Source organism: Pseudomonas sp. TS_SC_3 (assembly GCF_056156225.1).
In genome coordinates, this window is record NZ_CM149586.1 from 1,367,647 (window position 1) to 1,394,182 (window position 26,536).

Consider the following 26,536-nt stretch of genomic DNA (forward strand, 5'->3'; position numbering starts at 1 on the left):
TAAAACAGTGCTTGCCAAGGTTCGAGTTGCTGTCTAGAATGCGCCCACTTCGAGAGAGAAGGGTGATTAGCTCAGCTGGGAGAGCAGCTGCCTTACAAGCAGCGGGTCGGCGGTTCGATCCCGTCATCACCCACCACTCGTTTTTGAAGTTACGCGCAGCGGTAGTTCAGTCGGTTAGAATACCGGCCTGTCACGCCGGGGGTCGCGGGTTCGAGTCCCGTCCGCTGCGCCATTTTATCCTCGCTTCATCCCCTCTGTGACACGCCGCGAAATTTCTCAAAGCTCCGCAAAATCTTCCGAATACTCAGCTAAATATCTGAACTTGTAAGGGTTTTCTGTCTCCTATCACGGTAGCCAGTGATCGCGGCAGCCTGCTAAGCTCGCTCTTTCACCCCAAAAGCCCTAGGGCGCACCGGACAAGGAACAAGCATGAAACAGCATCGTTTAGCGGCGGCGGTCGCCCTGGTAGGTTTGGTACTCGCAGGTTGTGATTCGCAAACCAGCGACATCACCCTGGAAACCCCAGCGCAGAAAGCGTCCTATGGTATCGGTCTGAATATGGGCAAAAGCCTGGCTCAGGAAGGTATGGATGACTTGGACTCCGACGCCGTTGCTCAGGGCATCGAAGACGCTATCGGTAAGAAAGAACAGCGCTTGAAAGACGAAGAGCTGATTGAAGCCTTCGCCTTCCTGCAAAAGCGTGCCGAAGAGCGCATGGTCACTCTGAACGAAGAGTCGGCCAAAGCGGGCAAGAAATTCCTCGAAGACAACGCCAAGCGTGACGGCGTAACCACCACTGCGTCTGGCCTGCAGTACGAAGTCGTGAAGAAGGCCGAGGGTGCTCAGCCAAAAGCCACTGACGTGGTGACTGTTCATTACGAAGGCAAGCTGACCGATGGAAGCGTATTCGACAGCTCTGTTGAGCGTGGCAGCCCAATTGATCTGCCAGTCAACGGCGTGATTCCAGGCTGGGTTGAAGGCTTGCAGCTGATGCACGTTGGTGAGAAGTACAAACTCTACATTCCAAGCGAGCTGGCCTATGGCGAGCAAAGCCCGACGCCGGCCATTCCAGCCAACTCGGTGCTGGTATTTGACCTAGAGCTGATTGCAATCAAAGATCCGGCCGCGCAAGAGTAATTTTTAGCGCTTCCTAAAACGCCCCGTCTCGACGGGGCGTTGTCGTTTTTGTGGGTTAGAAATTGCACTTTTCGCTTGACTGGGGAGTCTTAAAAGGCATGTTTAGTCCCGGCGGTGTTACGGTTATGCACATTTTCGCGATGGGTCGTGGCGGGATAAAGTAGTGCTGTGGCAGAAACCCTTTGCCATTTTCAAGCTATTGATTTATATGGGTTTTTACTGTGTGGGCAAAAAATGTCCGATCTGTGGCGAGGCCGCGTGGGGTGGGCGTTTGCCGGGGTTATCGAGAATTTGTTCACAAGGTTATCCACAGCTTTAGTGGATAACCCAGGCCAGCCCAGTGCGGCTGCGGGGTTGCCAGGAGAAAGCGATGAAAGCACTTAAAAATTTCGGCCGTTATCAGTTTTTGGCTAAGCGTTTCCTCAGGGCAGGGCGGTTACCCGCTCTGCTGGTATCGGTCGCTCGAAAGCGTGACAAACTGGGCAGTCGCTTTGCTGAGCTGGCCACTCACCTGAAGCTTATGCAGGCCCTTTGCCTCGCGTGGTGGCGCGGTGAGTATCGGGCTATCGACTCTCGTGCACTGGTGGCAGTGGTGGCAGCCTTGCTGTACTTCGTGACGCCGCTGGATGCTATTCCCGATTGGTTATTGGGGGTGGGCCTGATTGATGACCTGGCTGTGCTGGCCTGGGTACTGCGCACCTGGCAGGTCGAGCTTGAGGCTTTTCAGCAATGGCGAGCGACTCAGACCCCAGAGGTGTTGCAGGTGGTTGAGCGGTTGCCCGACGCTGAAGAGTCGCTCGCGCCGATGCCCGAGCGCCTGGAGTAGCGGCATTCGCGATTAGCGCTCAGGCCAGCGGCAGCATTGCCGATGTGCCAGCGCTACCCATCATTACAGCTCGGCAATAGACGTGATACACGGCATTTGTGATCAATGCGAACAAGCGGCTTAGCAGGTGCAGCTTTATAGCCCGAGGCAGTACTGATCGCGCTCTTTATCGTGTTGGGCTGCTAAGATGGGCGCCTGTTCTGGAGTGGCTGAGAGTGATGCAAGCGCTCTACATGGAGATCTACAGATGAGTGTGCAAGTGATTGAGCGCGATGGTGCGCCGGAGTATGCAGTGCTGCCTTGGGCGCAGTACCAGGCGTTGCTGCAAGCCGCCGGACAGGTGCCTGAAGCAGAAGCCGTCTCAGCAGATGCGGTTGCTGCTAGCAAGCCAAGCTTGAGCCAGCTGGCAATGCTGCGTGACGCTAAAGGTATGAGTGCCGAGCAGCTGGCGCGCAATGTAGGCATCAGCCCGCATTACCTGGCCATGATTGAAAGCGGCGAGCGCCAGCCGGATGCCGCCATCCAGCGGGCGCTGGCGTGGCACCTGGGAGTCAATGGCTGGGAGGCGCAACCTTGAGCGTAAGCATCAGTCGGCAACATTGGCAGGCGTTGCTCGATGAACTTAAAGATGCCCAGCGTCAGCGTCATCTGCTGACCTATCGCGCGTTGATCGAGCGTCTGGCTCTGCCGAGCCCGGCCATGCAAACCCTGGCAGCAGCGTTGGAGCATTTAGCCGCGCTCGATGCCCGTGCTGAACGGCCCCTGCGCAGCGCGCTGGTGATCAGCCAGGGAGCTAGCCGCTTGCCGCGTACGGGCTTCTTTGAGTGCGTTGGCCGGTTGGGGCGCTTCACTGGCGCATCCGATGGTATTGCCGCCGCGTCTTGGCATGCGTCCGAAGTGGCTCGGGTGTTCGAGTTCAGCTACCCGGAAGACGCGTGATGTTTATCGCCCTGCGTGCCCGTATCGGCTATCTGTCAGCGCGCCGCTTGTTTCATTGGTCTTGGCTGGTCAAGCAGCCGCGTGTCTGGCGCTGGCTTGAGGGGCAGTTCTCGCGTATGGCCAACCTGGGTGATCGTCAGGCGCAAAGTTTCTACGGGCATATCCTGCTGTTTCGCGGTCAGGGTTTGGGCGCACGCAATGAGGGTCGCAGGCTGCTCGGTTTAGCTGCCAAGGCGGGCGATGCCAAGGCCGCTTACCAGCTCGGTGTTTTAAGCATGTCCGGTGATACACAGCATGCCGCGGATGCGCAGCAGACCATCGACTGGTGGACGCTGGCCGCCGAGGCCGGTCACCCGGCGGCGGCCTATCGTTTGGCTGAGTTGTACCGCAGCGGCGCGCACGGTATTGCTGCCGATGCAGTGCGCGCTGAGCACTACTCAGCGCTGTCTAATCGCCTCAGCGGCCTCTGATGCCGGCTTTTGTGCTCAGGCCGCCGTATCGGTCCGGGTGTCGATGATGTGCAAGCTGTAACCGGGCACCGCCTTGGCGTGACGTTTAGCTTCTGAGGCCAGCGCCGCCAGTTGGCTGGCATCCAGTTGTGCACATTGGTCGGGGTGCACATGCACCACGCCCAGCGACAATGACAGCAGGGCATATTCCTGGCGTTTGCCATTACGGTCATGGGCGACAAAGCAGCCGGCGTGCAGGTCTTGCTCGCGGTAAAAGCGCCGGCATTGACCCTGGAAGTCCTCTAGCAGGCGATTGAGTCGGGCGCGCCAGTCCTGCGAACCAAGCACCAACAGAAAGTCATCGCCGCCAATATGCCCGACAAAGTCCCGTGTTGGATCAACCCGGTCATTCAGGCACTGCGCCAAGCTAAGCAACACCTCATCACCTTTGGCATAGCCGTAGATGTCGTTGAACGGCTTGAAGTTATCGATATCGACATAACACACCACGGCCTCACGGCCCTGCTGCAGCAAGCGAGTTAGGCACTGCTGGATCGGTACGTTGCCTGGCAGCAGGGTCAACGGGTTAGCGTGGCGGGCTTGTTGGATTTTAAGTTCGGTGATTAATTTGAGCACATCGATCACTCGGCCAAGGCCGACATAGCAGCCATCGTCCGTGATGATGAAGTCCTCTTCGATCCGCTGCCTGGCCCTACTGGTAAGCAAGCGGCTGACCTGTTGCAGCGACTGGCTGCGCTCTACTGCCAAATAGTCATCGCTCATCAGGCGGCTGATGGGTTTGCGGGCGAACAGTTCGTTGGCAAAAGGTTTTAGCAAGGCTTCGGCTAGCGAGTGCCGGTGCACGATACCGACCGGTTGCTGCGCCTCGTTAAGTACCGCCAGCGAGTTCAGATTGGCTTGCGCGCGAAACATCTCCAGTACGTCGCTGGTAGGTGTGCTTACGGCCACTGCACGTTGCGGGTTGAGCAGGTCACGCAGATCGCTGACGTCTTCGCTGATCGGGCTATTCGCCGTGGTGCTGGGCAGTAGGTTATTGGCCACGCGTGGAGGTTGCTCCTGCGGGCGGCAAAGTAGATAGCCCTGCAGCAGATCAACCCCCATTTCCGCCAGCACGGCCAGTTCCTCGGGCAATTCAATGCCCTCGGCAATCACTTGGGCGCGAGATGCTTTGGCCATTTTCAGGATGGAACCGACGAACTCGCGTTTGACGGCGTCTTGATGAATGCCGTCGATAAAGTGGCGATCAATCTTCACATAGTCCGGACGCAGTTCAGACCACAGACGCAGGCTTGAATAGCCCGCGCCGAGGTCATCCAGGGCAATGGAAAAGCCCATGGCGCGGTAGTGATGTAAGGCTTTATCGAGCAGCGCGAAGTCATCTGTCGGCGATTGTTCGGTCAGCTCAATAACCACCCGGCTGGGGGGAATGCCCAAAGTCTGTAGCAGTTGTAAGGTTCGCCCCGGCTGATGCTTGGGTTCCATCAGCGAATCTGGCGAGACATTCAGGAACAGCTTGCCTTCAAGCTGTAATTGGCTGAAACGCTGGCAAGCATTTTTGCGGCACAGCAGCTCCAACTCACTCAAACGCCCCGCACTGCGTGCGACAGCAAACAGATTGATCGGTGAGTGCAGGGCGCCATTGGAAGGGCCGCGGCTAAGGGCTTCATAGCCGAGAATGCGTCGTTCGGAGAGCGAGAAAATCGGTTGAAACAGGCTGTGCAGATCGCCATTGGCGAGGATGACGTCCAATGCGCTGAACTGCTCGGTGACGATCATGGTGGCTCTCTGTGCATATAAAAAACGGGGACTGGCATTGCTACCAGTCCCCGCATTTCACGACAGTTTGATGAACCTTTAATGACGGCCGGTAGTTACTGCTTAGCCAGGCGCGTGTTCAGGCCCAGATAGTCGAGGAGGATACGCCCGCTCTCAGCCAGGTAGGCATCGTCTTCGGGTTTGGTTTTCTCATCTTCTTCCGGCAGAGCGTCCTCGTCTTCTTCCTTGAGCTTGCTCAGCAGCGTTTCGCCTTTGGCTTTGCGGCGGCTGTTTTCAATGGCCAGTTGCATGCCTTCGATATCCGCGTGCTGAGCACGACGCTTGGCTTCATTGAGGCTGACGGTGTTCTCTTCCATCAGTTTTTGCGCCAGCTGCAGGCGCTCACGGGCAAAGGTGAAGTCTGGGTTCTGCACGCTGCGGTTTTCAAAGCGGCTCTGCAGTTCAGCCAGGAACGGCTTGATTGGGTCCAGCTCCGGCTTGATTGCCGGTTTGATGCTGTCCCACGGCAGCGCTTCGGGTAGCGCACTTTCGCCAATTTCCTTGGTGTCCATGATGTCCGGGTACTGGATGTCAGGAATCACGCCCTGGTGCTGGGTGCTCTGCCCGGAGACGCGGTAGAACTTGGCCAGGGTCAGCTTCAGCTCGCCATGGTTGAGCGGCTGGATGGTTTGCACGGTGCCTTTGCCGAAGGTCTGTCCGCCGAGAATCAGTGCGCGGTGATAGTCCTGCATGGCGCCGGCGAAAATTTCCGAGGCAGAGGCTGACAGACGATTGACCAACACAGCCAGTGGGCCCTTGTAGTAAATGCCGCTGTTTTCATCTGCCAGTACATCGACGCGACCATCGCTGTTGCGCACCAGCACGGTCGGGCCCTGGTCGATAAACAGGCCGGTCAGTTCGGTGGCTTCCTGCAGCGAGCCGCCGCCGTTGTTGCGCAAGTCGATTACCACGCCGTCGACTTTTTCCTTTTCCAGCTCGGTCAGCAGACGTTTGACGTCGCGGGTGGTGCTTTTGTAGTTCGGGTCGCCGGCACGGAAGGCTTTGAAATCTAGGTAAAAGGCCGGAATCTCGATGACGCCGAGCTTGTAGTCGCGGTTGTCGTGCTTGAGGTTGAGGATGGATTTTTTCGCGGCTTGTTCTTCCAGCTTGACCGCTTCACGGGTGATGGAGACCACCTTGCTGGTTTGATCGTTTGGCGCGTTACTCGCTGGAATCACTTCCAGACGCACTTGCGAGCCTTTCGGTCCACGAATCAGCTTGACCACTTCATCCAGTCGCCAGCCGATCACATCGACCATTTCTTTGCTGCCCTGGGCCACGCCGATGATCTTGTCGGCAGGGGAGATCTGCTTGCTCTTCTCCGCTGGCCCGGCAGGTACCAGGCGCACGACCTTGACGTGTTCGTTGTCGCTTTGCAGCACGGCACCAATACCTTCGAGCGACAGGCTCATATTAATGTCGAAGTTCTCGGCATTGTCCGGAGACAGGTAGGTGGTGTGCGGGTCGTAGGACATGGCAAAGGCGTTGATGTAAGCCTGGAACACGTCTTCACCACGGGTTTGATTAAGCCGTGCGAGTTGATTCTTGTAGCGCTTGGTCAGCAGCTCCTGAATGGCTTTGGGCTCTTTACCGGCGATTTTCAGGCGCAGCACTTCATCTTTAACCCGCTTGCGCCACAGGTCATCCAGCTCGGCGATATCTTTGGCCCAAGGTGCGTTTTCACGGTCAATCAGCAGGCTTTCATCGACGCTGAAATCAATATTTTCGACGCCCTTGTCGAGCATGTTCAGCGCAAACTGCAAGCGGCTTTGCAGGCGCTCCAGATGGCGCTTGTAAATGGCAAAACCAGGTTGCAGATCGCCATTTTTCAGCAGGTCGTCAAAGCGCGTGCGCCACTGGTCGAACTCGGCGATATCAGTGGCGGTAAAGTAGCTGCGCGAGGGGTCGAGCATCATCAGGTAACCCTGATAGATTTTCTCCGAGCGCTCGTCATTCAGCGGCGGCTTGTTGTAGTGATGGCGCTTTAATAGCTCCACTACGTTAAGGCTGGCGATGACCTGCTCGCGATCAGGCTGCAGGTACTCCCAAGAGTCACTGGTGGTTTTCGCTGCAAGCGGCAGAGCGCTGAAGACGAACGAAAAGGCGAGGGTGACGCTGAGTAAGGATCGCTTCATGCTAATTCGACGTGTGGGCTGTTGATAACGCATATTAGGCCGTCTTTAAGGGCGCCCGGTTGCATCGGCGCAATGCAAAAGCCCGGCGCTAAGCGCCGGGCTCGGTTCAAATGCACTATGGAGGCAGCGTGAAAGCATTGCAAGGCGTTGAAGGCCGTGTGGAATGGGCAGAGCACCCTGCACCGGCCTGTGATGTAGGGGAAATTCGCATCCGCGTAGCGGCGGCTGGGCTCAATCGTGCCGACTTGTTGCAGCGCACCGGTTTGTACCCGCCACCGCCAGGCAGCACTGAGGTGCTTGGGCTGGAATGTGCCGGCATTGTCAGTGAAGTCGGCGCAGGCTGTGACTGGAAAGTGGGTGATCGGGTTTGCGCCCTGTTAAGCGGTGGCGGCATGGCTGAGGAGGTGGTGGTCGATGCGCGTCACGCGCTGCCCGTCCCTGAAGGCCTGACGCTGCATGAGGCGGCGGTATTACCGGAGGTGTACGCCACGGCCTGGCTCAATCTTTTCCAGCTAGCTGGCCTCAAGCCTGGACAGAAAGTATTGCTGCATGCGGGGGCCAGTGGTGTCGGTTCTGCAGCCATTCAGCTGTGCAAGGCCTTCGGCAGCCCGAGCTGGGTCAGTGTCGGTTCTGCGGAGCGCTTGGCCTATTGCGAAGGCCTTGGTGCCCAGGGCGGCGTACTGCGTGGTGACGAACAGCTGCAGGCGTTACGCGATTTTGCCCCCTTCGATGTGATTCTTGATCCCGTGGGCGGCAGTTATGCCGCGCTTAACCTGGAGTTACTCGCCCTTGATGGCCGCTGGGTGAACATCGGTTTGCTGGGTGGGCGTCAGGCTGAGGTGGACCTGGCAGTGGTGCTGGGTAAGCGCATTCAGTTAATAGGCTCAACCTTGCGTAACCGCGACGAGCAGTTCAAGGCCGATCTAATGCGTGATGTGCGGCAGTTTGTCTGGCCGCTGTTCGCCGAGGGGCGTTTGCGCGCACAACTGCAACGCAGTTTTGCTATCAAAGATGCCGAGTTGGCGTTTGCCGAGCTGGCAGGTAATGGCGTCAATGGCGTCAATGGCAAACTGGTGCTGGTGATAGACCCAACCTTAGTGTGAAGGGTTGTATCGATTGTCTTAGTCAATCGATACGATGCTGGCAATTAATAAGCTTTTTTCGTCTAAGGCGCTAAAATGCGCCCTGTAAATTTCTTAACCCTCAGAAGGAATCAGAGATGAACCTCATCAACACTCAAGTTCAACCGTTCAAGGTCAACGCTTTTCACAACGGCAAGTTCATTGAAGTCACCGAACAGTCCCTGAAGGGCAAGTGGTCGGTACTGATCTTCATGCCAGCCGCTTTTACCTTCAACTGCCCGACTGAGATTGAAGACGCTGCCAACAACTACGCCGAGTTCCAGAAGGCCGGTACTGAGGTGTACATCGTCACCACCGATACCCACTTCTCGCACAAAGTTTGGCACGAAACCTCGCCAGCTGTTGGTAAGGCTCAGTTCCCGCTGATCGGTGACCCTACTCACCAGCTGACTAACGCTTTCGGCGTGCACATTGCCGAAGAAGGTCTGGCTCTGCGCGGTACGTTCCTGATCAATCCAGATGGCGTGATCAAGACCGTTGAAATCCACTCCAACGAAATCGCTCGTGACGTATCGGAAACTCTGCGCAAGCTGAAAGCGGCTCAGTACACCGCTGCTCACCCAGGTGAAGTGTGCCCAGCTAAGTGGAAAGAAGGCGAGAAGACCCTGGCTCCGTCGCTGGACCTGGTTGGCAAGATCTAAAACACCTCAGCACTGCCTTGCTTCGGCAGGCAGTACGCTGAAGTTGTTTGAATCTGCTCTGCGCTTTAGGGCTGTAACCCAGCCTCTTAAGTGCCCGAACGCCCGGGCGCAATCCGTCCGGGCGTTTTTGTTCCTGAATTTTGTTTAAGGGGTACCTGAATCATGTTGGACGCCACGCTGAAAGCCCAATTGAAGGCCTATCTGGAAAAGGTCACGCAACCGTTCGAGATCGTCGCGTCCCTTGATGACAGCGATAAATCCCGTGAGCTGAGTGCTCTGTTGCATGACATCGTCAGCCTGACTGACAAAATTACCTTGCGTGAAGACGGCAGCGACAGCCGCGTGCCTTCGTTCGCGCTGAATCGCCCGGGTGCAGACATCAGCCTACGTTTTGCCGGCATCCCCATGGGCCACGAATTTACTTCCCTGGTACTGGCGCTGCTGCAAGTCGGCGGTCACCCTTCCAAGCTCGAAGCAGACGTGATCGAGCAGGTTAAAGGTGTTGAAGGTCAGTTCAGCTTCGAAACCTACTTCTCCCTGTCCTGCCAGAACTGCCCGGATGTGGTGCAGGCACTGAACTTGATGGCCGTGCTCAACCCGAACATTCGCCATGTGGCCATTGATGGTGCGCTGTTTCAGGCGGAAGTTGAAGAGCGGCAGATCATGTCGGTGCCGAGCATCTACCTCAACGGTGAGCTGTTCAGCCAAGGCCGCATGGGTGTGGAAGAAATTCTCGCCAAGATCGATACCGGTGCTTCCAAGCGCGATGCTGAAAAGCTTAATGCTAAAGATGCCTTTGACGTTCTTGTGGTTGGCGGTGGCCCAGCGGGCGCTGCAGCGGCTGTGTATGCCGCGCGCAAAGGCATTCGTACCGGTGTTGCCGCCGAGCGGTTTGGCGGCCAGGTGCTGGATACCATGGCTATCGAGAACTTTATTTCGGTGCAGGAAACAGAAGGCCCGAAACTGGTTCGCGCCCTGGAAGAGCACGTTAAGCAGTACGACGTCGACATCATGAACCTGCAGCGTGCCAGCGCCATTATTCCAGCCAAGCAAGCAGGTGAGCTGCATGAGGTGCGCTTTGAAAGCGGCGCCTCACTGAAAGCTAAAACCCTGATTCTGGCCACCGGCGCCCGCTGGAGAGAGATGAATGTACCTGGCGAGCAGGAATACCGTGGCAAGGGCGTAGCCTACTGCCCTCACTGCGACGGGCCGCTTTTCAAAGGCAAGCGTGTGGCCGTGATTGGCGGGGGTAACTCCGGCGTTGAGGCCGCGATTGATCTGGCTGGTATTGTTGCCCACGTCACTTTGATCGAGTTCGACAACCAGTTGCGTGCCGATGCGGTGTTGCAGAACAAGCTCAACAGCCTGTCTAACGTGACCATTATCAAGAGCGCGCTGACCACTGAAGTCAAAGGCGATGGTCAGAAGGTCAGTGGTCTAGTTTATAAGGATCGCACCAGCGAAACGCTGCACACCGTCGAGCTGGAAGGCATCTTCGTGCAGATCGGCCTGCTGCCCAACAGTGATTGGCTCAAGGGCGTGATCGAGTTGTCGCCGCGTGGCGAGATCATTGTCGATGCCAAAGGCAGCACCAGCGTGCCGGGCATCTTCGCCGCAGGCGATGTAACCACCGTGCCTTACAAGCAGATTGTGATCGCCATCGGGGAGGGTGCCAAAGCATCGTTGAGTGCTTTTGATCACCTGATCCGCAGCTGATCATGCCGTTCGGACGTCGGCTGTTGGTCGGCGCTGCGAAGCTGATTTACGCTAAATAAAAAACGGGCCACCCAAGGGGTGGCCCGTTTTTTGTGCGGATTTCAGCGCTTAGCGTGGCTGGCCGGTCAGGGTCAGTGGCATATGGCGGTTGACGTCCTTGTACAGCAGGTAGCTGAACGGGCCTGGGCCGCCGGAATAGCAGGCTTGCGGGCAGAATGCGCGCAGCCACATGAAATCGCCGGCCTCGACTTCGACCCAGTCTTGGTTCAGGCGGTACACCGCCTTGCCTTCGAGCACGTACAGGCCGTGTTCCATCACGTGGGTCTCGGCGAACGGGATCACGCCGCCGGGCTGGAAGGTCACGATGTTGACATGCATGTCGTGGCGCATGTCGGCCATGTCGACGAAGCGGGTGGTCTTCCACGCACCGTCGGTGCCCGGCATCTCGATGACGGTGGCGTTGTCGCGGTGGGTGACAAACGACTCTGGCGCTGGCAGGCCTTCGACTTTCTGGTAGTGCTTGCGCAGCCAGTGGAAGGTAACGTTGGCCTTGCTGTTGTTGCGCAGGCTCCACTCGGCGCCTGGCGCGAGGAAGGCGTAGCCGCCCGGTGCCAGGGTGTGGTGCTTGCCTTCGAGGGTGATGTCGATTTGGCCTTCGACCACGAACAGGACCGCTTCGGCGTTCGCGTCCAGTTCGGGGCGCTCGCTGCCGCCTTCAGGGGCGACTTCGACGATGTACTGCGAGAAGGTTTCGGCGAAACCGGTCAGCGGGCGGGCGATGACCCACATGCGCATCTTGTCCCAGAACGGCAGGTGGCTGGTGACGATGTCACGCATCACCCCTTTGGGGATTACGGCATAGGCTTCGGTGAACATGGCGCGGTCGGTCAGCAGTTGTTTCTGATCCGGGTGGCCACCATGTGGGGCGTAGTAAGTTTGGCTCATCGAGACAGACCTCTGTGAAGTGTCGGCAGTAGGCCGACGGGAAAGCGAAATAAGCAAGCCGTGGCTTGGTATCCCGGCGTGGCTTCACTATAGGAACTTGCGCGTAGATTCTGAAATTAAATAGTAGAATCCCGGCCAGTGGCTTTATGAATGGGTGTGGTCATGCTTGATCCGGTGTTGTTACGCGCTTTTATAACCGTGGTGCAGACGGGCGGGTTTACTCGTGCCGCGGCGAGCCTGCATTTGACCCAGTCGACGGTCAGCCAACAGGTCCGCCGCCTCGAAGAGCAGGTCGGTGCGGAGCTGCTTGAACGCGGCGGCCGCTATGTGGTGACCACCACGGAGGGTGAACGCCTGCTCGGTTACGCCAACCGTATCGTCTCGTTGATTGATGAAGCCGAGCTGGCCATGGGCCGTAATCAGCCAGCGGGCGAAGTACGCCTTGGCGTGCCGGACGACTTCGCAGCTGACAGCTTGACCTCCTGCCTGGCTGACTTTGCCGATAACCATCCGGGTATTCGCCTGGAAATCATCAACGGGCTCAGCCATGACGTGTGGAGCGCCTTTAATGCCGGTGAGCTCGATCTGGCGTTGATCAAGCAGCGTATCGGCAGCGTCAAAGGCTTAGCCAGTTGGCCGGAACCGCTGGCCTGGATGGACAGCCGCGCTCGGCCAGTGCTAGCGCGTAATCCCGCGCCGCTGGCGGTGTTTCCGCCTAACGGCTTGTATCGCCTCGAAATGACCCACGCCCTGGACGCCATGGGTAAACCCTGGCGCATTGCCTATGTCAGCAGCAACTTATCCGGGGTCAGTGCTGCCGCTGAAGGCGGGCTGGGGCTGACGCTTCTGCCACGACGGCTGCTTACCCCCGGGCACCGCGAGTTGGGCGCCGCCGAAGGCTTTGCCCCTGTGGCGGATGTAGAAGTGGCGTTGCATGCCCGCCAGCAGCTTCCGGCCTATGCCCGCGAATTGGCGGTGGCGCTCACTGGCGCGTGTGAACGCATCATGCAGCCACTTGAGGGCCTAAGTTAGCGCCAGTTGAGGATCGGCCAGCCGGCGTGCTGAGCGTATGCCAGCAATGCCGGATCAGGGTTGACCACGTGCGGATGGTCAACCACTTGCAGCAGCGGCAGGTCGTTGCGTGAGTCGGAGTAGAAGTAAGCACCGTCGAGCACTTCTCCCTGTTCCTTCATCCATGCCTGTAGGCGTGTGACTTTGCCTTCGCGGTAGGTCATCACGCCTTGGGTGCGACCGCTGTAGTGGCCGTGTTGCTCTTCCAGGTCGATGGCCAGCACGTCTTCGATTTTCAAGCGTGCGGCAACAGCGCTGACGAGAAAATGCGCCGACGCCGAGATCACCAGAATGCGGTCGCCGGCTGCGCGGTGGTTGGCCAGGCAACGAGTGGCGTCGCTGTAGAAAATCGGCTCAATCACGTCCTCAACAAAGGGTTCGACGACATGCGCGACTTCTTCCGGCGTGCGCCCCACCAGCGGTGACAGGGTGAAGCCCATGTAGTCTTCCATGGCCAGGCTGCCCGCTGCGTATTGGCGCATCAGTTCTTGCTCGCGGGCGATAAAGCTCTCGCCATCGGCCCACCCGATTTTGACCATTTCCTGGGTCCACAGGCTGGCGCAGTCGCCGCCGATCAGGGTTTCATCAAGGTCGAAAATTGCCAGGGCCATTAGGCCACCTCACAGATTGCGTTGTCTTCAATGTTCAGGTTGATGCGCTGCCCGCTGGCGTGCAGGTCAGCGGCTGAGCGGTTGAGCACGTCCACCAGCAGTTCGACGCCACGTGCTTCTACGCGGTAACGAATGACGTTACCGAGCAGGCGATGGCTGCGGATTTGTCCTTCGATGCTGCCATGGCTGGCAATCTGAATGGCCTCCGGGCGGATGGCCACGCGGCTGTTGATCGGGCGCAGCAACAACCGACTAGCTACATCAGCATCCAGCAGGTTGTAGTTGCCGATAAACCCGGCTGCGAAGGCATCCACCGGCGCGGTGTAGAGGGTTTCGGCGTCGCCGCTCTGGACGATTTTGCCGGCGTTCATCAGGAAGATACGGTCGCTCATGACCAGCGCTTCTTCCTGATCATGGGTGACGAAAATGGTGGTCAGGCCCAGTTCCTGTTGAATGCTGCGGATCTGTTCGCGCAGGTGTTTGCGAATCCGCGCATCCAGCGCCGACAGCGGCTCATCAAGCAGCAGCAAGCGCGGGCGGGTGACCAGCGAACGAGCCAGGGCCACGCGTTGGCATTGGCCTCCGGACAATTGCTGCGGGTAGCGGCCGGAAAAATCATTCAGCTCGACCAGCCCCAGCACTTCCTTTACCCGCTGCTCGGCTTCGCTGCCCTTGACCTTTTGCATGCGCAGGCCAAAGGCGACGTTCTGTTGCACGGTCATGTTGGGGAACAGCGCGTAGCTCTGGAACACCATGCCGATGCCGCGCTTTTGCGGGGCGACGGGTACTAGGTCTTCACCATCGAGGACGATTTTGCCGCCATTGACCCCGGTTAAACCGGCGATGCAACGCAGCAGGGTGGACTTGCCGCAACCGGACGGTCCGAGCAGGGTGATGAATTCGCCCTTGGCAATCTCGCAGTTGATGTCACTGAAAATCGCCGTGTCGCCGTAGCTTTTATGCAGGCCTTGGATACTCAGATAACTCATGATTTGTCCTTATTCAGGCGGTTGGCCGCCCAGGTCATCAGCAGCACGAACATAAAGTAGGAAATCACCAGCGCACTGGTGAAATGGCCGCTGTCGTTGCGCATGTTGTAGAGGTACACCTGCAGGGTTTCATAGCGGCTGCCGACCAGCAGGTTGGCAAACACAAACTCACCGAACAGGAAGCTGAAGGAGAGAAACACTGAAACCATCAGGCCCTTGCGCAGGTTGGGCAGCACCACCATAAAGGCCGCGCGCCAAGTGCTGGCGCCAAGCAGGTGTGCAGCGTCCATCAGGTCGCGCAGGTTGATCGCCTGCAGGTTGTTGCTGATGGCCCGGTACATAAAAGGCAGGGCGATGGTGAAGAAGCAGCCAATCAGAATCCACGGCGTACCGAGGATTGGCAGCGGGCCGCCAGCGAACAGCTGCATCAGGCCGACCGAGGACACCACGGGCGGAATGGCGAACGGCAGCAGAATCAGCACGTTCATCACCGCGTCGAGCTTAGGGAAGTGATAACTGACCACAAACAGCAGCGGCAGAATCAGCACCAGTGACAGCGCCAGCGCTGCCAGGCAAACCAGCAGCGAGCGGCCGAAGGCGGCGAGGAAGCGTGCATCGCTCCACAGCGCCAGGTACCACTTGAAGGTCAGCCCGCTGGGCAGCACGCTGGCCGACCAACTGGTGGAGAACGAATAGAGCAGGGTGCCGAGCAAGGGCAGCATAAGGATAAGCAGCAGGCTGTAGACCACCAGTTGATGGAACAGCGGTGAACGTTTTTCAGCGTGGGACATGGTAGCTCCGGCGCAGCAGCCATTGATGAACGATGGTGATCAGGGTCATCAGGCCGACCAGAATCATCGCCAGGGCGCTGGCCATGTTCGGGTCAAGGAAGATGTCGCCGGAAACCATCGCGGCAATACGGATTGGCAGAATGTTGAAGTTGCCGGTGGTCAGCGCATACACCGTGGCGTAGGCGCCGAGGGCGTTGGCCAGCAGAATCACGAAGGTGCCGAGCAGCGCTGGGGTCAGCACCGGCAAGCCGATATGCCGCCAGAACTGCCAGTTACTTGCGCCGAGCAATTCGGCCGATTCGCGCCAGTCTTCACGCAGAGCGTCGAAGGCCGGGTAGAGCAGCAGTACACCGAGGGGAATCTGGAAGTAGGTGTAGAGCACGATCAGGCCAGTTTTCGAGTAGAGGTTGAAGTCCTCGATGATCCCCGCCTGTTTGAGCAGGATGGTCAGCGCGCCGTTGAAGCCCAGCAGGATGACAAAGGCAAATGCCAGCGGCACGCCGGAGAAATTACTGGTCATGTTGGAAAACGCCATGACGAAGTCGCGCAGCTTGCTGTCGACTTGGCGCAGCGAGTAGCTGCCGATGATGGCGATGACAATGCCAAACACACTCGACCAGAACGCCACTTCCAGGCTGTGACGCATGGCCTGGCGGTAAAACGGTGAGCTAAAGGCGTCTTTGAAGTTGCCTAGCCCCCAGCCGTTGGCGCTTTGCAGGCTGTTGCTGGCCACCCACAGCAGCGGGGCAATCTGGAAGGCGATAAAGAACAGGGCAAAGGGCAGCAGGCACAGCAGCGCCAGCCATTTACCGCGCAGGGCAGGTATCACGATAAAAGCTCCCGGCAGACAGGTTTGTCGTGGGCCACGCCGAGCAATTCGCAGACGGTGCCGCATAGCTCCAGCTGTTTGGGCTGCGCGTTGGGGTTCAGGCTAAAGGCGCTGCCGAGCACCAGCAGTGGCACTTCGCGTTCTTCTGGCAGCAAACCGTTGTGGCTGCGGTCGTTGTTCATGCCGTGATCGGCGGTGACCATGATCTGGTAACCGGCATCGAGCCAGGGCTGAATGTACTCGGCCAGCAACACGTCAGCCTTGCGCGCGCTGTTGCGGTATTGCGCGCTGTCGAGGCCGTGTTTGTGGCCGGCGTCGTCGATATTCATCGGGTGCACCAGCAGCAGATTGGGCGCGTGGCGCAGGCGCAGGCTTTCCGCATCGGCGAACAAGTGCGAATCCGGGTAATGATCGGCGTAGTAGAAGTGGCCGTATTGAATCGGCAGGTTGGCGTCTGCCGTATGACGGTCGCGCGCAGCCTGGAATGGGGAGCGGTTATACAGCTCGCTGACCCAGTGATAGGCCGCCGCAGCGGTAATCAGCCCGGCTTCGCGGGCGTAGTGGAACAGGCTGCGCTGGTTCGACAGGCGCGCTACATCGTTATTGACGATGCCGCTCTCGATCGGCGTAACACCGGTCAGGATGGCTTCATAGAGCGGGCGTGACAGCGCGGGAAGTTCACAGTCGAGCTTGTACAGTGCGGCGCGTCCAGCCTGGCAGTAAGCCTGCAGATGCCCCAGCGCGTGCAGGGCCACCTGATAGCTCAAGCCATCCAGAACCACGAGGATGACGTTGTGCGACATGATTGAAAGCCTTAGCAACGAATCGGCCCCGGCGTGAATCCGGGGCCAGATTGCGTTAGTTCATATTGATGATGACGTGTTCCTGCCACAGGCGCGGCAGTGCTTTGGAGGTGGCCTCCCAGGCAGCCGCATCCTTGATCGGCTGCACTTTAGCGTACTGCTCTTGCGGCAGCAGCTTGGCTTGCACTTCGGCAGGCAGGGTCAGGTGCTCAGCGCGGATGGGGCGGGCGTTGCCTTTGGCCAGGTTGATCTGACCGGCGTCGCTGAGGATGTACTCACGCGTCAGTTTGGCTGCGTTGGGGTTTTTCGCCCACTTGTTGATGATGGTGCTGTAGCCGGAAATCACCGAGCCATCAGAAGGGATCAGCACCTCGAAACGCTCGGGGTCGATCTGGTCGCGGTAGCTCAGGCCGTTGAAGTCCCATACCACGCCCACTTCCACTTCGCCTTTTTCCAGGGTCTGGATGGTCGGGTTGGCCAACGACAGGCGGCCTTGTTTGGCCAGCTCGCCATAGAATTCCAGCGCCGGTTTCACATTGGTTTCGTCACCGCCCATGGCGATGGCGGCCGCCAGCACGCCGTTTACCGCTTGTGCAGCGGTGCTGACGTCACCGGCAGAGACTTTGTAAGTGCCTGTTTTCAGGTCCGCCCAGGAGCGCGGAATATCTTTGACCAGTTGCTTGTTGACGATAAAGGCAATGGAGCCGGTGTAGGCAAGCATCCAGTGGCCGTCGGCATCTTTAGCCCAATCCGGGATTTGTGCCCAGGTGCTGGGTTTGTAGGGCTGGGTAACACCTTGCTGCACGGCAATGGGGCCGAATGCAGCGCCTACGTCACCGATGTCGGCGGTGGCATTTTCTTTTTCAGCGGCGAACTTGGCGATTTCCTGCGCCGAGCTCATGTCGGTGTCCATATGCTTTAAGCCATACAGCGTGTTCAGGTCTACCCAGGTGTCTTTCCAGTTAGCCCAGCTGTCCGGCATGCCCACACTGTTCACCGCGCCTTCAGCGCGTGCAGCTTTTCCCAGTGCTTGCAAATCCGTTTCAGCAGCCATGGCCGAGGTGGCCAGGGCGATGGCTGAGCCCATCAGTGAAGCCAGCAGCAGTTGTTTCATTGGAAACTCCTTTGCGATTGAAGTACGTGGTAAGCGGTGCTGGTCTAGATCAGCAATACCCAGGCCAATTTAGGCGGGTTAAATGACAGTTTTATGTACGGCTCACAGTTTGTGGTTATAACCGCGCCGTTAAATCCGGCGCATCATTAGCGTAGACCATGATTAAAACCACCATTGCGCGGACTACAGGCCTGATTTGGTGGGCGGTAGCGCTGTTAGTCAGCACGCTGTCATGTTGCAGTCATCTAGAGTGCTTAAACTTGAAACATGTTTTTTGCAGTCACATGAATGAGTTTGTGCTCCCTCTTGGGGCTGGACTAGTCCAAATTTGGAGGTCTTGATGCGCGATGAAGCGCCGCGGGCAGTCACAGCGATATGCCGGGCATTGGAGGAGCAGATCGAACACGGCCTGCTGCCGTCGGGGAGTCAGTTGCCAGCCGAGCGCAAGCTCAGCGAGGTATTCGATACCACGCGGATTACTTTGCGTGAGGCGCTAGGGCAACTTGAGGCCCAGGGTTTGATTTATCGCGAGGAGCGTCGCGGCTGGTTCGTCTCGCCGCCGCGCGTAACCTATAACCCGCTGGTGCGCAGCCACTTTCACGCCATGGTCGGCGAGCAGGGCCGGGTGCCGGCCACCGAAGTGCTTAGCGCCAAACTGATTCCGGCCAGCGCCGAGATCTGTCAGCTACTGGCTTTGCCGGCACTTTCCAGCGTGTACCAGATCCGTCGTGCGCGGCGCATCGACGGGCGTTTGGTGCTGTATGTCGAGCACTATCTCAACCCGAATTACTTCGCTGGCATCCTGGATTTCGACCTGACCCGTTCGCTGACCGAGCTGTACGCCAGTGAATACGGCATTCATTACGGCCGCGTGCGGTTCGATATGGTGCCCACGGCGTTGCATAGCGAAGCCGCGTCGGCATTGAAAGTCGCGGTGGGCAGCCCGGCACTGCGCATTGTGCGGATCAACCGCGACCAACATGGCCGGTTGATTGATTGCGACCTGGAGTTCTGGCGCCACGACGCCCTGCATGTGAGCGTCGAGGTGCCGGAGTGACGGTCATTAGGTAAGTTTGATGGTGCTTTTCATCCAGCATCGCAGCCAGGTGGATGGAAAAAGCGCCATCCACCCTACGATGTCGCGAGTTTGTAGCTAAAGGCGTCAGGGCAGTTCGGCGCTGGCGTAAAACGCGGTCAGCACTTTCACCAGGTGGGCCAGGTCTTGGCTACCAGCCAGTTCGCGGATCGAGTGCATGGCGAAGGTCGGCAGGCCGATGTCCACAGTGCGCACGCCCAGCTGGCTGGCGGTGATTGGGCCGATGGTTGAACCGCAGCCCATGTCACTGCGGGTGACGAAGCTCTGTACCGGCACTTCATTTTCCAGGCACAGGTGACGGAAGAAGCCAGCCGTCTCACTGGTGGTGGCGTAGCGCTGGTTGCTGTTGATTTTTATCACTGGGCCGGCGTTGAGCTTCGGGCCGTGGTTGGCGTCATGCTTGTCGGCGTAGTTGGGGTGCACGGCATGAGCGTTGTCTGCCGAAACCAACAAGGAGCGCTGGATGGTGCGGACAAACGCGTCGCCGTCTGGCAGCACGCGACGCAGGACTTGCTCAAGCATCGGACCATCGGCGCCGCACGCAGAGCAGGAGCCAACTTCTTCATGGTCAGTGCACACCAGCACGCAACTTTCTTCATCGGGTGCTGCCAGCAACGCCTGCAGGCCGGCATAACAGGACAACAAGTTGTCCAGCCGCGCGCCGGCGATAAAGTCGCCATTGAGGCCAATCACTGCAGCGCTTTGCGTGTCATAAAAGCTCAGCTCGTAATCCAGCACCGCATCGGCACTGAAATCATGCTCGCGCGCCAGTTGATCGGTGATCAGCGCGCGGAAGTCGGCGGCGTCACTGCCCGCCAGTTGCGCGAGAATGGGCGGTAGCTCGCTCTGTGGGTTGATCGCCCAGCCCTGATTGGCTTCACGGTTAAGGTGAATGGCCAGGTTGGGAATCACTGCAATGGGGTATTGGAAGTCGATCAGCTGGCTTTCTACCTTGCCGTCACGGCGATACGTTACGCGGCCAGCCAGCGACAAATCACGGTCGAACCAAGGGGCCAACAAGGCGCCGCCATACACTTCTACGCCAAGCTGGAAAAAGCCCTGACGCTGGAGTTCCGGTTGCGGCTTAACCCGCAAGCAAGGGCTGTCGGTGTGTGCGCCAACCAGGCGAATGCCGCCTTCCAGCGGTGCGCGTTTGCCCAGTTTGAAGGCAATAATCGAGGAGTCGTTGCGCGTCACGTAATAACGACCGCCGGCTTCTGTGTGCCAGCTCGCGCGTTCGTCTAGGTGTTGAAAACCTGCAGCTTCAAGGCGCAAGGCCAAGCTGGCGGTGGCATGAAAAGGGGTGGGTGAGGCCTTGAGGAAATCGATTAGGCCTTGATTCAAATCTTCGCGCATAGGGCACTCCAGACGACAATCGGCCGAGTTTAGCGGATTTGCCCCAGGCATTGGGCGTGGCGACTAATAGATCAGCGCGGGATGCTGACCAGGCTGAGCAGATAACCATCAAACTCGACGAATTGGCCGGCCACTTCGCTGCCCGCTGGCCAATCGGTGTGCAGGTCAATCAGCAGGCGCAGTTGCACTCTGTTGTCTGGGCTGACGCTAAGCACTTCGGCGTCTTGAAAGTAGAAGTGGCGCAGCACCTGAGGGTAGAGCGCTTTGAACAGGCTCTCCTTGAGTGAAAAGGTCAGGCTGATGCGCTGGGCGTGCTGTTCAACCGGCATGCTTTGCAAACGCAGCCACTCAGCCGGCGTAAGGATTTCGCCAGCCAGGCGCTGCGCCCGACTGCCCGACATGATGCGCTCAACATCCAGGCCAAGACCACGCCAGTCAGCGCCGCTGCCCACCACGGCACCGGCCCAACCGCTGCCATGCGTAATGGAACCAAGCGTGCCAGCTGGCCATTGCGGGGCACGGTCATCGCCGCTTCCCGGTGTAGCGGCGGTGCCAGTGAGCTGCGCCAGCGCCTGACGTGCACACAGGCGCCCAGCCAAGTATTCAGTTTGCCGCTTGGCCACGCCTCTAACCGGCTCAATGGCGCAGCGGCTGAAGTCATCGCTGTGTAACTGTGCATGTTCAAAACAGGTACTGATCAAGTGCAGCGTGGGCAGCGGATGAGGCAATGGCCAGTGCTGACTCAGCGGCGTGCAGCACGCAGGCAGGTAGTTTCTATTCATGGGCGCATTTTGCCGCGTGCTGGGCGCATCGGCCAGCAGTGTGCGCCGGTTACAATTCTTTGCAGAGCAGCTACAAAGCTAAACGAAGCCTTCAGGTGTTTTTTGTCAGACTCAGTTATGCGTTTCTTAGGGGGCGCAGGTGAGGTTGTAGCCGAAACGTACGTGAGGTGTGTTCCGGCATTTCTCTGCAAATGAGTACGGGAGCCCGATTGGGCTCCCGTTTTTTTATGAGCGGCGTTTAGCCATCGCTGAGCGCCTGTTCGTGCCGCTCATTTTCGGCATAACGGCTTTGCCGCGCAGGCACAACCGGCTCGTCTGGCCGCGTGTTAATCTGCTGGCACAGCCGATTTAGAGCCATTTTGCGAGCCTGCCAATGCCTGCTGTCGATTCATCTGTGCACTTGATGCGCGGCACTGCCGCCTACCGACGTGCCACCCTGGCGCTGTTCTGCGCCGGTTTTGCGACCTTCGCGTTGCTCTACTGCGTGCAGCCTTTGTTGCCGTTGCTGGCGCAGCATTTCGCTGTTTCGGCCGCTGGCAGCAGCCTGGCGTTGTCCTTGACCACCCTGAGTTTGGCCGTGTGCCTGTTGGTATCCGGCGCGCTGGCCGAGAGCTGGGGGCGCAAGCCAGTGATGGCGGCAGCGTTGGGGTTGGCGTCACTGCTGGGGATTGCCTGCGCGCTGGTGGATAGCTGGGACCACCTGTTATGGCTGCGTGCCTTACTTGGCTTGGCTCTAAGTGGCTTGCCTGCCTTGGCTATGGCCTACGTAGGCGAGGAATTCGACCCCGATGCCTTACCGGCAGCGATGGGGCTGTATATTGGCGGTACCGCACTGGGTGGTTTGCTTGGGCGCTTGCTCGCCGGCTTGCTCAGCGACCTGGGTGGTTGGCCCCTGGCATTGGCTGGTATTGCCGGTATGGGCTTGCTGGCCTTGGCGCTGTTTGTCTGGCTATTACCGCCTTCGCGGCACTTCCATGCGCAATCGCTATCGCCCCGTGGCTTGTTACGTAACTTTGTTGTGCACCTGAGTAACCCTGAATTGCGCCGGCTGTTTCTGATGGCGTTTTTGTTGATGGGCGGCTTTGTTGCGATGTTCAACTACGTGGGTTTTCTCTTAGCTGCAGCGCCGTTCAACCTGTCCTCCAGCTTGATCGGCCTGCTGTTCACGGTCTATTTGGTGGGGATTTTCAGCGCGGGGTGGGCCGGGCGTTTGGTGCCACGCTTGGGTGCGCGGCACGTAATGCAAGGCGGTATCGGCATTATGCTGCTGGGCGTGGCACTGTGCGCTACACCGTGGTTGAGCGCCGCCGTGGCGGGGTTAGCCTTATTCACTCTGGGCTTTTTTGCCGCGCATGCGGTGGCCAGTGGGCAAGTAGGGCAGCGGGCTACGGGGGCTAAAGCCCAGGCCTCGGCGCTGTATCTGTGCGCCTATTACCTGGGCTCCAGCGTAATTGGTTACGGTGCCGGGTACATCTGGGAGCATGCCGGTTGGCTGCCGATGCTGGCGGTATTGGCTGCTCTTTTTCTCGCCGCCGGGGTCAGTGCGCGCCGCTTATAAAGCAACCCTGTTGGAGGCTTGATTGAGCCAGTGTTAATCGTTGAGCGGCTCGGCCCCTCAGCGGGCGAGCGCTTCAGCTGTCATTCGCCGGCATTTCAATGGGGATTAATATCTCATTGCGGCGTAAAAACCAGGGCATAAATGGCGGGTTGTAGCGGGCCCATACCGGTTCTCCCACGATGCGGTAGGCGTTTTGTTTGATCCAGGCATTTAAGTCACGTTCGTTGCGCGTGTAGGAATCTTCACTCCAAAAACCTGAGTAGCGCACCGCCGCCATCATTTGGGCGGGCACTTGGCGTAAGGTCACTTGCGGATCTTTGGGTGTGGGCAGGGTTTCCAGTGATTGAGCGGCCGGCATCATAAAACTCACCGCCCAGCGTCCGTTAACCTGCTGTTGGCCCACGGGCGAGGTCATGTCAATTTTCTCGCCAGTTTTCTCTTGGGCAACTGGGGCCGTCATCGCAATCTTTTGGCTTGAGGTGTTATTGCCGGAGATGTAATCAAACAGTCGACTAAACGCCTTGCTGCCTGCTTGATCAAAATCGCCGTCTACCAGGGTTTGCGCAACAACGTGGGGCGCATAGTCGCGCACCTCAAAATGCTGCTCTTTGAGCACGAGGGTGTACTGCGCTTCTTCAACGGCCATTGCATTTCCACTCCCAATCATCGCGGCAACCATGAATCCCGTGGCCTGCTTAAGGTATGTCATTAGCGTTTACTCTTAGCGTTATCGGGAATTTTCACTGTTCATTCAGCTTGCAATTGGTTCTGCTGCCTATGCGCTTAATGGCCGGCTGCCAGGCGGCTGGGGCCCCTCGATCGGCTGCTCCCCGTCTAACCTAAGTAAATTAAGCCGTCACAAGCGAGTCGCGCTAATGCCACCTACGCTTGTGCCGATAATCAGATCAATCCTGCCCGCATTGGTGTTGTCATGTTTAACAAGCATTTGAAAATAGAATTACAGGCGCTGCAGGCTGAGCTTTCGGTGTTCCGGCAGATGCAAAAGGGCATGGACGCACGCATGGTGTCGATCACGCTTGATAACAATTACTGCATTAGACACGTCAACGGCAATTTCATCCGCATGCTCGGTTATACAGCGCAACAGCTGGAAGGGCGCAGCATGGATCAAATGGTCCCGGAGTACGTCAAGCAACTCGATTGCTACCGCAACCTCAGAAATGCGGTGCAAAAAGGCGAGTCAGTGATGGACAACTACCGCTTTTTGAAAGCGGACGGCAGCTTGGCCTGGGTACGCGCGATGTGGCAGCCCGTGCTGGATGACAACGGCAAGCTGTTGAGCATCCACTGCTATGGCTCCGATATTACCGAAACAATTGACGTGGCCGCCGAGAACAGCGCGTTCATCCGGGCCCTGTTACGTTCCACTGCAGTAATCGAGTTTGATCTTGAGGGCCACATACTCACAGCCAATGATCAGTTTCTCAGGGGTATGGGTTACAGCCTCGGCCAGATCAAGGGCAAACATCACAGCATGTTTTGCGACCCGCATGAGGTTTCTTCAGCCGAGTACAAAACCTTCTGGGATCGGCTCAACCGCGGCGAGTTTGTGGCCAGCCGCTTTAAACGCATCGACGGCAGTGGCCGCGTGGTATGGCTGGAAGCGACCTACAACCCTGTTTGCGATGCTCAAGGCAAACTCTACAAAGTGGTTAAGTTCGCCACTTTGGTCACTGATCAAGTGGCGCGTGAGGAGGAGGTCAGTCAGGCAGCGGGTATTGCTTTTGAAATCTCCCAGCAAACCGATCTCAGCGCTCAGCGTGGGGCGGCAGTGGTGCAGGATACTGTTCAGACCATGCACAAAATTGCTGACGAGATGCAGTTCGCCTCGACCGGCATTGAGGCACTGGGTAAGCAATCGCTATTAATCAGCTCTATTGTGCAGACCATCGGGGGTATTGCTCAGCAGACCAACTTGCTGGCACTCAACGCTGCCATTGAGGCTGCACGTGCCGGTGAACAGGGGCGGGGGTTTGCTGTGGTGGCTGATGAGGTCCGACAACTGGCCGGGCGCACCAGCACCGCGACCGAAGAAATCGTCAGTGTTGTGCAGCAGAACCAAAAGCTGGTCGATGATGCTGTGCGCGGTATGGCCAACAGCCGAGGTCAGGCTGAACAAGGCTTGCTGCTGGCCAATGAAGCCGGTGCGCTGATTGTCGAAATTCAGGAAGGCGCCAAACAGGTGCTCGCCGCTGTGGAGCGGTTTTCTGATCAATTGAAATAAGCCATGCTAGAGCCGTGATCGCCGGTTAATCGGCGCAGAGCGTTTGGTTCTATCAACGGCTTGATGGGCCTGCGATGCGTTAGGGGGCTACGCGGCTTCAATGCCTGTGCCAGTAGCGCGAACGCTACCGGCACCTCATGTTTAACGCTCAGTCGATTCAAGCAGGTATTTGGCCAGGGCCTCATAAGCAGGGAGCGACGTTGGATCGTTCGCCGCATTGCCGGCTACTGGGTGGCTTGCGAATCGGGCGATGACCATCTCTGCCGTTGGGTCGATATAAATCGCCTGACCATGCACCCCGCGCGCCATAAAGGCTCCATGCGCGTTATGGCTGACCCACCACATATTGCGATAGCTCCAGCCGGGCAACAGTGCGTAGCCCGCTTTGGCAAAATCTTCGCGGCTCGCCCCGTTGCGGATGTCTGCCACAACCTCTGCCGGTAGGATCTGCTGGTCGTTGTAGCGGCCATTATTACGCACCATTTCTCCAAAGCGCGCGAGGTCACGCAGCCCGCTGTTGAGTCCGCCTCCGGCAAACGGTGTGCCGCTGGAGTCCACGGACATGTAGGCATCTTGCTCTGTGCCCAGCTTGCTCCAAATACGCTCCGACAACAGCTGCGCCACGTTACGACCAGTCACTCGTGCCAACACCCAGCCGAGTGCATCAGTATTTGCAGTGCGGTAATGAAAGGCTTCGCCATGGCGCCCTTGCGGCTTTACCGTCTGTAGAAATTCGTAATAGGTTCTGGGCCCCTGATAATCCGCAGGCTTGGGCAATGGATTGCCGGCGGCGGCATGTGCCCAGACCTCGGCGTTGGGGTCGGCATAGTCTTCGCTGAAGCGAATGCCAGTGGTCATATCCATCAGCTGGCGAACTGTCGCGGTGCCAAAAGCCGAGGCTGCAACCTCAGGCACGTACTCAGCAACCTTACGCGTAGGGTCCAGTGTGCCTTCGGCGACGAGCAGCGCTGCCAACGTGCCCATAAACGTTTTGGTAACGGACATGGCGCCGTGTTGGCCGTCTGGCTTGAGAACACCCAAGTAGCGCTCGTAGACCACCTTGCCGCGGTGGAGCACGACGATGCCGTCGGTGTAGTTGGCTTGCAACGACTGCTTCCAAGTCATGGGAGCAGCAGCACCGAGCGGCACGAATGAGAGCGCATCGATGTCTTCGCGCAGTGCTCGCTGCAGCGGTGAAGGCTCGTTAAGCGCGCGCGACACATTAATGGTAGGCATTAGTTGGCGGAAGTTGGACACGCTCCAGCGCATCTGTGGGAAGCGGAAATAACTGCCGTCATCGAAACGTAGAACGCGTTCAGGCGGTGGCGGAGAGCCAACCATCCAGGCAAGTTTGGCCGGGTCACTGGCTTGGGCATCGGGGTACTGCGCCTGTTCAGTGGCGTAGGCCGAGCAGGTGAATACAACGAGCAACAGGCACCAGCGGGTTGGCGATGATCCCTTTAGCGTGCGTACGTCCATTACATAATCCTCTGTGTATGCCGGCTGCGTGCAGCAGCACCGCGCT

The 26,536-nt window shown here is 58.3% G+C and carries 24 protein-coding genes, 2 tRNA genes and 2 pseudogenes; 15 read left to right on the forward strand and 13 right to left on the reverse strand.

What is annotated here, in order from left to right; translation table 11 throughout:
- Positions 1-60 precede the first annotated feature (60 nt).
- From AC0J6G_RS06665 to AC0J6G_RS06695, 7 genes are all read left to right on the forward strand, one after another.
- Positions 61-136 (forward strand) — tRNA-Val (locus tag AC0J6G_RS06665).
- A 19-nt stretch (positions 137-155) separates the two neighbouring features.
- Positions 156-232: transfer RNA gene (locus AC0J6G_RS06670), tRNA-Asp, on the forward strand.
- Between the two features lie 197 nt (positions 233-429).
- Positions 430-1,137 (forward strand): FKBP-type peptidyl-prolyl cis-trans isomerase, encoded by a 708-nt coding sequence (locus AC0J6G_RS06675; RefSeq protein WP_475252433.1) that lies wholly within the window; start codon positions 430-432, stop codon positions 1,135-1,137.
- A 370-nt stretch (positions 1,138-1,507) separates the two neighbouring features.
- Positions 1,508-1,963, forward strand: a complete 456-nt coding sequence (locus tag AC0J6G_RS06680) for a YkvA family protein (RefSeq protein WP_475252435.1) — start codon at positions 1,508-1,510, stop codon at positions 1,961-1,963.
- 247 nt (positions 1,964-2,210) lie between these two features.
- A complete protein-coding gene (locus tag AC0J6G_RS06685; protein WP_475252437.1) occupies positions 2,211-2,540 on the forward strand; it encodes a helix-turn-helix domain-containing protein in 330 nt (109 codons plus the stop codon).
- Positions 2,537-2,902 (forward strand): hypothetical protein, encoded by a 366-nt coding sequence (locus AC0J6G_RS06690; protein WP_475252439.1) that lies wholly within the window; start codon positions 2,537-2,539, stop codon positions 2,900-2,902. The genes AC0J6G_RS06685 and AC0J6G_RS06690 overlap by 4 nt, the downstream gene beginning before the upstream one ends.
- Positions 2,902-3,372: a sel1 repeat family protein gene (locus AC0J6G_RS06695; RefSeq protein ID WP_475252441.1), complete on the forward strand. Its 471-nt coding sequence runs from the start codon at positions 2,902-2,904 to the stop codon at positions 3,370-3,372. Before AC0J6G_RS06690 ends, AC0J6G_RS06695 begins: the two co-directional genes overlap by 1 nt.
- Before the next feature lie 15 nt (positions 3,373-3,387).
- On the opposite strand, the gene AC0J6G_RS06700 is transcribed toward AC0J6G_RS06695, so the two are convergent.
- Positions 3,388-5,148 (reverse strand): bifunctional diguanylate cyclase/phosphodiesterase, encoded by a 1,761-nt coding sequence (locus AC0J6G_RS06700; RefSeq protein WP_475252443.1) that lies wholly within the window; start codon positions 5,146-5,148, stop codon positions 3,388-3,390.
- Between the two features lie 95 nt (positions 5,149-5,243).
- Complete coding sequence (locus tag AC0J6G_RS06705; RefSeq protein ID WP_475252445.1) at positions 5,244-7,322, reverse strand: carboxy terminal-processing peptidase; 2,079 nt, start codon at positions 7,320-7,322, stop codon at positions 5,244-5,246.
- A gap of 128 nt (positions 7,323-7,450) precedes the next feature.
- Between AC0J6G_RS06705 and AC0J6G_RS06710 the strand changes: the two genes are divergently transcribed.
- From AC0J6G_RS06710 to ahpF, 3 genes are all read left to right on the forward strand, one after another.
- A complete protein-coding gene (locus tag AC0J6G_RS06710) occupies positions 7,451-8,425 on the forward strand; it encodes an NAD(P)H-quinone oxidoreductase (protein WP_475252447.1) in 975 nt (324 codons plus the stop codon).
- 116 nt (positions 8,426-8,541) lie between these two features.
- Positions 8,542-9,105 (forward strand): alkyl hydroperoxide reductase subunit C, encoded by a 564-nt coding sequence (gene ahpC, locus AC0J6G_RS06715; protein ID WP_475252449.1) that lies wholly within the window; start codon positions 8,542-8,544, stop codon positions 9,103-9,105.
- 162 nt (positions 9,106-9,267) lie between these two features.
- Positions 9,268-10,821 carry an alkyl hydroperoxide reductase subunit F gene (ahpF, locus tag AC0J6G_RS06720; protein ID WP_475252451.1) on the forward strand — a complete coding sequence of 518 codons (1,554 nt, stop codon included), beginning with the start codon at positions 9,268-9,270 and terminating at the stop codon, positions 10,819-10,821.
- Between the two features lie 108 nt (positions 10,822-10,929).
- Here the strand turns inward: ahpF and AC0J6G_RS06725 are convergent, their stop codons facing one another.
- Positions 10,930-11,766 (reverse strand): bifunctional allantoicase/(S)-ureidoglycine aminohydrolase, encoded by an 837-nt coding sequence (locus AC0J6G_RS06725; RefSeq protein WP_475252453.1) that lies wholly within the window; start codon positions 11,764-11,766, stop codon positions 10,930-10,932.
- A gap of 162 nt (positions 11,767-11,928) precedes the next feature.
- On the opposite strand from AC0J6G_RS06725, the gene AC0J6G_RS06730 reads away from it, so the two are divergent.
- The gene (locus tag AC0J6G_RS06730) at positions 11,929-12,798 is read left to right on the forward strand and encodes a LysR substrate-binding domain-containing protein (protein ID WP_475252455.1); all 870 of its coding nucleotides are present in this window, start codon (positions 11,929-11,931) and stop codon (positions 12,796-12,798) included.
- On the opposite strand, the gene AC0J6G_RS06735 is transcribed toward AC0J6G_RS06730, so the two are convergent.
- The 6 genes from AC0J6G_RS06735 to AC0J6G_RS06760 are packed head-to-tail and all read right to left on the reverse strand — an operon-like array spanning position 12,795 to position 17,974.
- Positions 12,795-13,448, reverse strand: coding sequence for an HAD family hydrolase (locus tag AC0J6G_RS06735; protein WP_475252457.1), 654 nt, complete (start codon positions 13,446-13,448; stop codon positions 12,795-12,797). The genes AC0J6G_RS06730 and AC0J6G_RS06735 overlap by 4 nt on opposite strands.
- On the reverse strand, positions 13,448-14,437 hold the full coding sequence (locus tag AC0J6G_RS06740) for an ABC transporter ATP-binding protein (protein WP_475252459.1): 990 nt from the start codon (positions 14,435-14,437) through the stop codon (positions 13,448-13,450). The genes AC0J6G_RS06735 and AC0J6G_RS06740 overlap by 1 nt, the downstream gene beginning before the upstream one ends.
- Complete coding sequence (locus AC0J6G_RS06745; protein WP_475252461.1) at positions 14,434-15,228, reverse strand: ABC transporter permease; 795 nt, start codon at positions 15,226-15,228, stop codon at positions 14,434-14,436. Before AC0J6G_RS06745 ends, AC0J6G_RS06740 begins: the two co-directional genes overlap by 4 nt.
- Positions 15,215-16,054 carry an ABC transporter permease gene (locus AC0J6G_RS06750; protein WP_475253633.1) on the reverse strand — a complete coding sequence of 280 codons (840 nt, stop codon included), beginning with the start codon at positions 16,052-16,054 and terminating at the stop codon, positions 15,215-15,217. The genes AC0J6G_RS06745 and AC0J6G_RS06750 overlap by 14 nt, the downstream gene beginning before the upstream one ends.
- Entirely contained in the window at positions 16,054-16,860 is an 807-nt protein-coding gene (locus tag AC0J6G_RS06755) for an alkaline phosphatase family protein (RefSeq protein WP_475252463.1), read from the reverse strand. The genes AC0J6G_RS06750 and AC0J6G_RS06755 overlap by 1 nt, the downstream gene beginning before the upstream one ends.
- 55 nt (positions 16,861-16,915) lie before the next feature.
- Positions 16,916-17,974 (reverse strand): ABC transporter substrate-binding protein, encoded by a 1,059-nt coding sequence (locus AC0J6G_RS06760; RefSeq protein WP_475252465.1) that lies wholly within the window; start codon positions 17,972-17,974, stop codon positions 16,916-16,918.
- Between the two features lie 340 nt (positions 17,975-18,314).
- Here AC0J6G_RS06760 and AC0J6G_RS06765 point away from each other — a divergent pair, with 340 nt between their 5' ends.
- A complete protein-coding gene (locus AC0J6G_RS06765) occupies positions 18,315-19,031 on the forward strand; it encodes a UTRA domain-containing protein (protein ID WP_475252467.1) in 717 nt (238 codons plus the stop codon).
- A 105-nt stretch (positions 19,032-19,136) separates the two neighbouring features.
- Here AC0J6G_RS06765 and AC0J6G_RS06770 read toward each other — a convergent pair whose 3' ends face one another.
- Complete coding sequence (locus tag AC0J6G_RS06770) at positions 19,137-20,426, reverse strand: M18 family aminopeptidase (RefSeq protein ID WP_475252469.1); 1,290 nt, start codon at positions 20,424-20,426, stop codon at positions 19,137-19,139.
- Positions 20,427-20,497: 71 nt separating this feature from the next.
- Positions 20,498-21,208, reverse strand: a complete 711-nt coding sequence (locus AC0J6G_RS06775; RefSeq protein ID WP_475252471.1) for a 4'-phosphopantetheinyl transferase family protein — start codon at positions 21,206-21,208, stop codon at positions 20,498-20,500.
- A gap of 373 nt (positions 21,209-21,581) precedes the next feature.
- Here AC0J6G_RS06775 and AC0J6G_RS06780 point away from each other — a divergent pair, with 373 nt between their 5' ends.
- Positions 21,582-22,766, forward strand: a complete 1,185-nt coding sequence (locus tag AC0J6G_RS06780; protein WP_475252473.1) for an MFS transporter — start codon at positions 21,582-21,584, stop codon at positions 22,764-22,766.
- Positions 22,767-22,839: 73 nt separating this feature from the next.
- Here the strand turns inward: AC0J6G_RS06780 and AC0J6G_RS06785 are convergent, their stop codons facing one another.
- A complete protein-coding gene (locus AC0J6G_RS06785; protein ID WP_475252475.1) occupies positions 22,840-23,412 on the reverse strand; it encodes an SOUL family heme-binding protein in 573 nt (190 codons plus the stop codon).
- A 375-nt stretch (positions 23,413-23,787) separates the two neighbouring features.
- Between AC0J6G_RS06785 and AC0J6G_RS06790 the strand changes: the two are divergent.
- Positions 23,788-24,426, forward strand: a pseudogene (locus tag AC0J6G_RS06790) (PAS domain-containing protein); the annotation flags it as partial.
- A gap of 150 nt (positions 24,427-24,576) precedes the next feature.
- A pseudogene (locus AC0J6G_RS06795) lies at positions 24,577-25,011 on the forward strand (methyl-accepting chemotaxis protein); the annotation flags it as partial.
- Positions 25,012-25,152: 141 nt separating this feature from the next.
- On the opposite strand, the gene AC0J6G_RS06800 reads toward AC0J6G_RS06795, so the two are convergent.
- Positions 25,153-26,490 carry a serine hydrolase domain-containing protein gene (locus AC0J6G_RS06800; RefSeq protein WP_475252477.1) on the reverse strand — a complete coding sequence of 446 codons (1,338 nt, stop codon included), beginning with the start codon at positions 26,488-26,490 and terminating at the stop codon, positions 25,153-25,155.
- Positions 26,491-26,536: the final 46 nt, after the last annotated feature.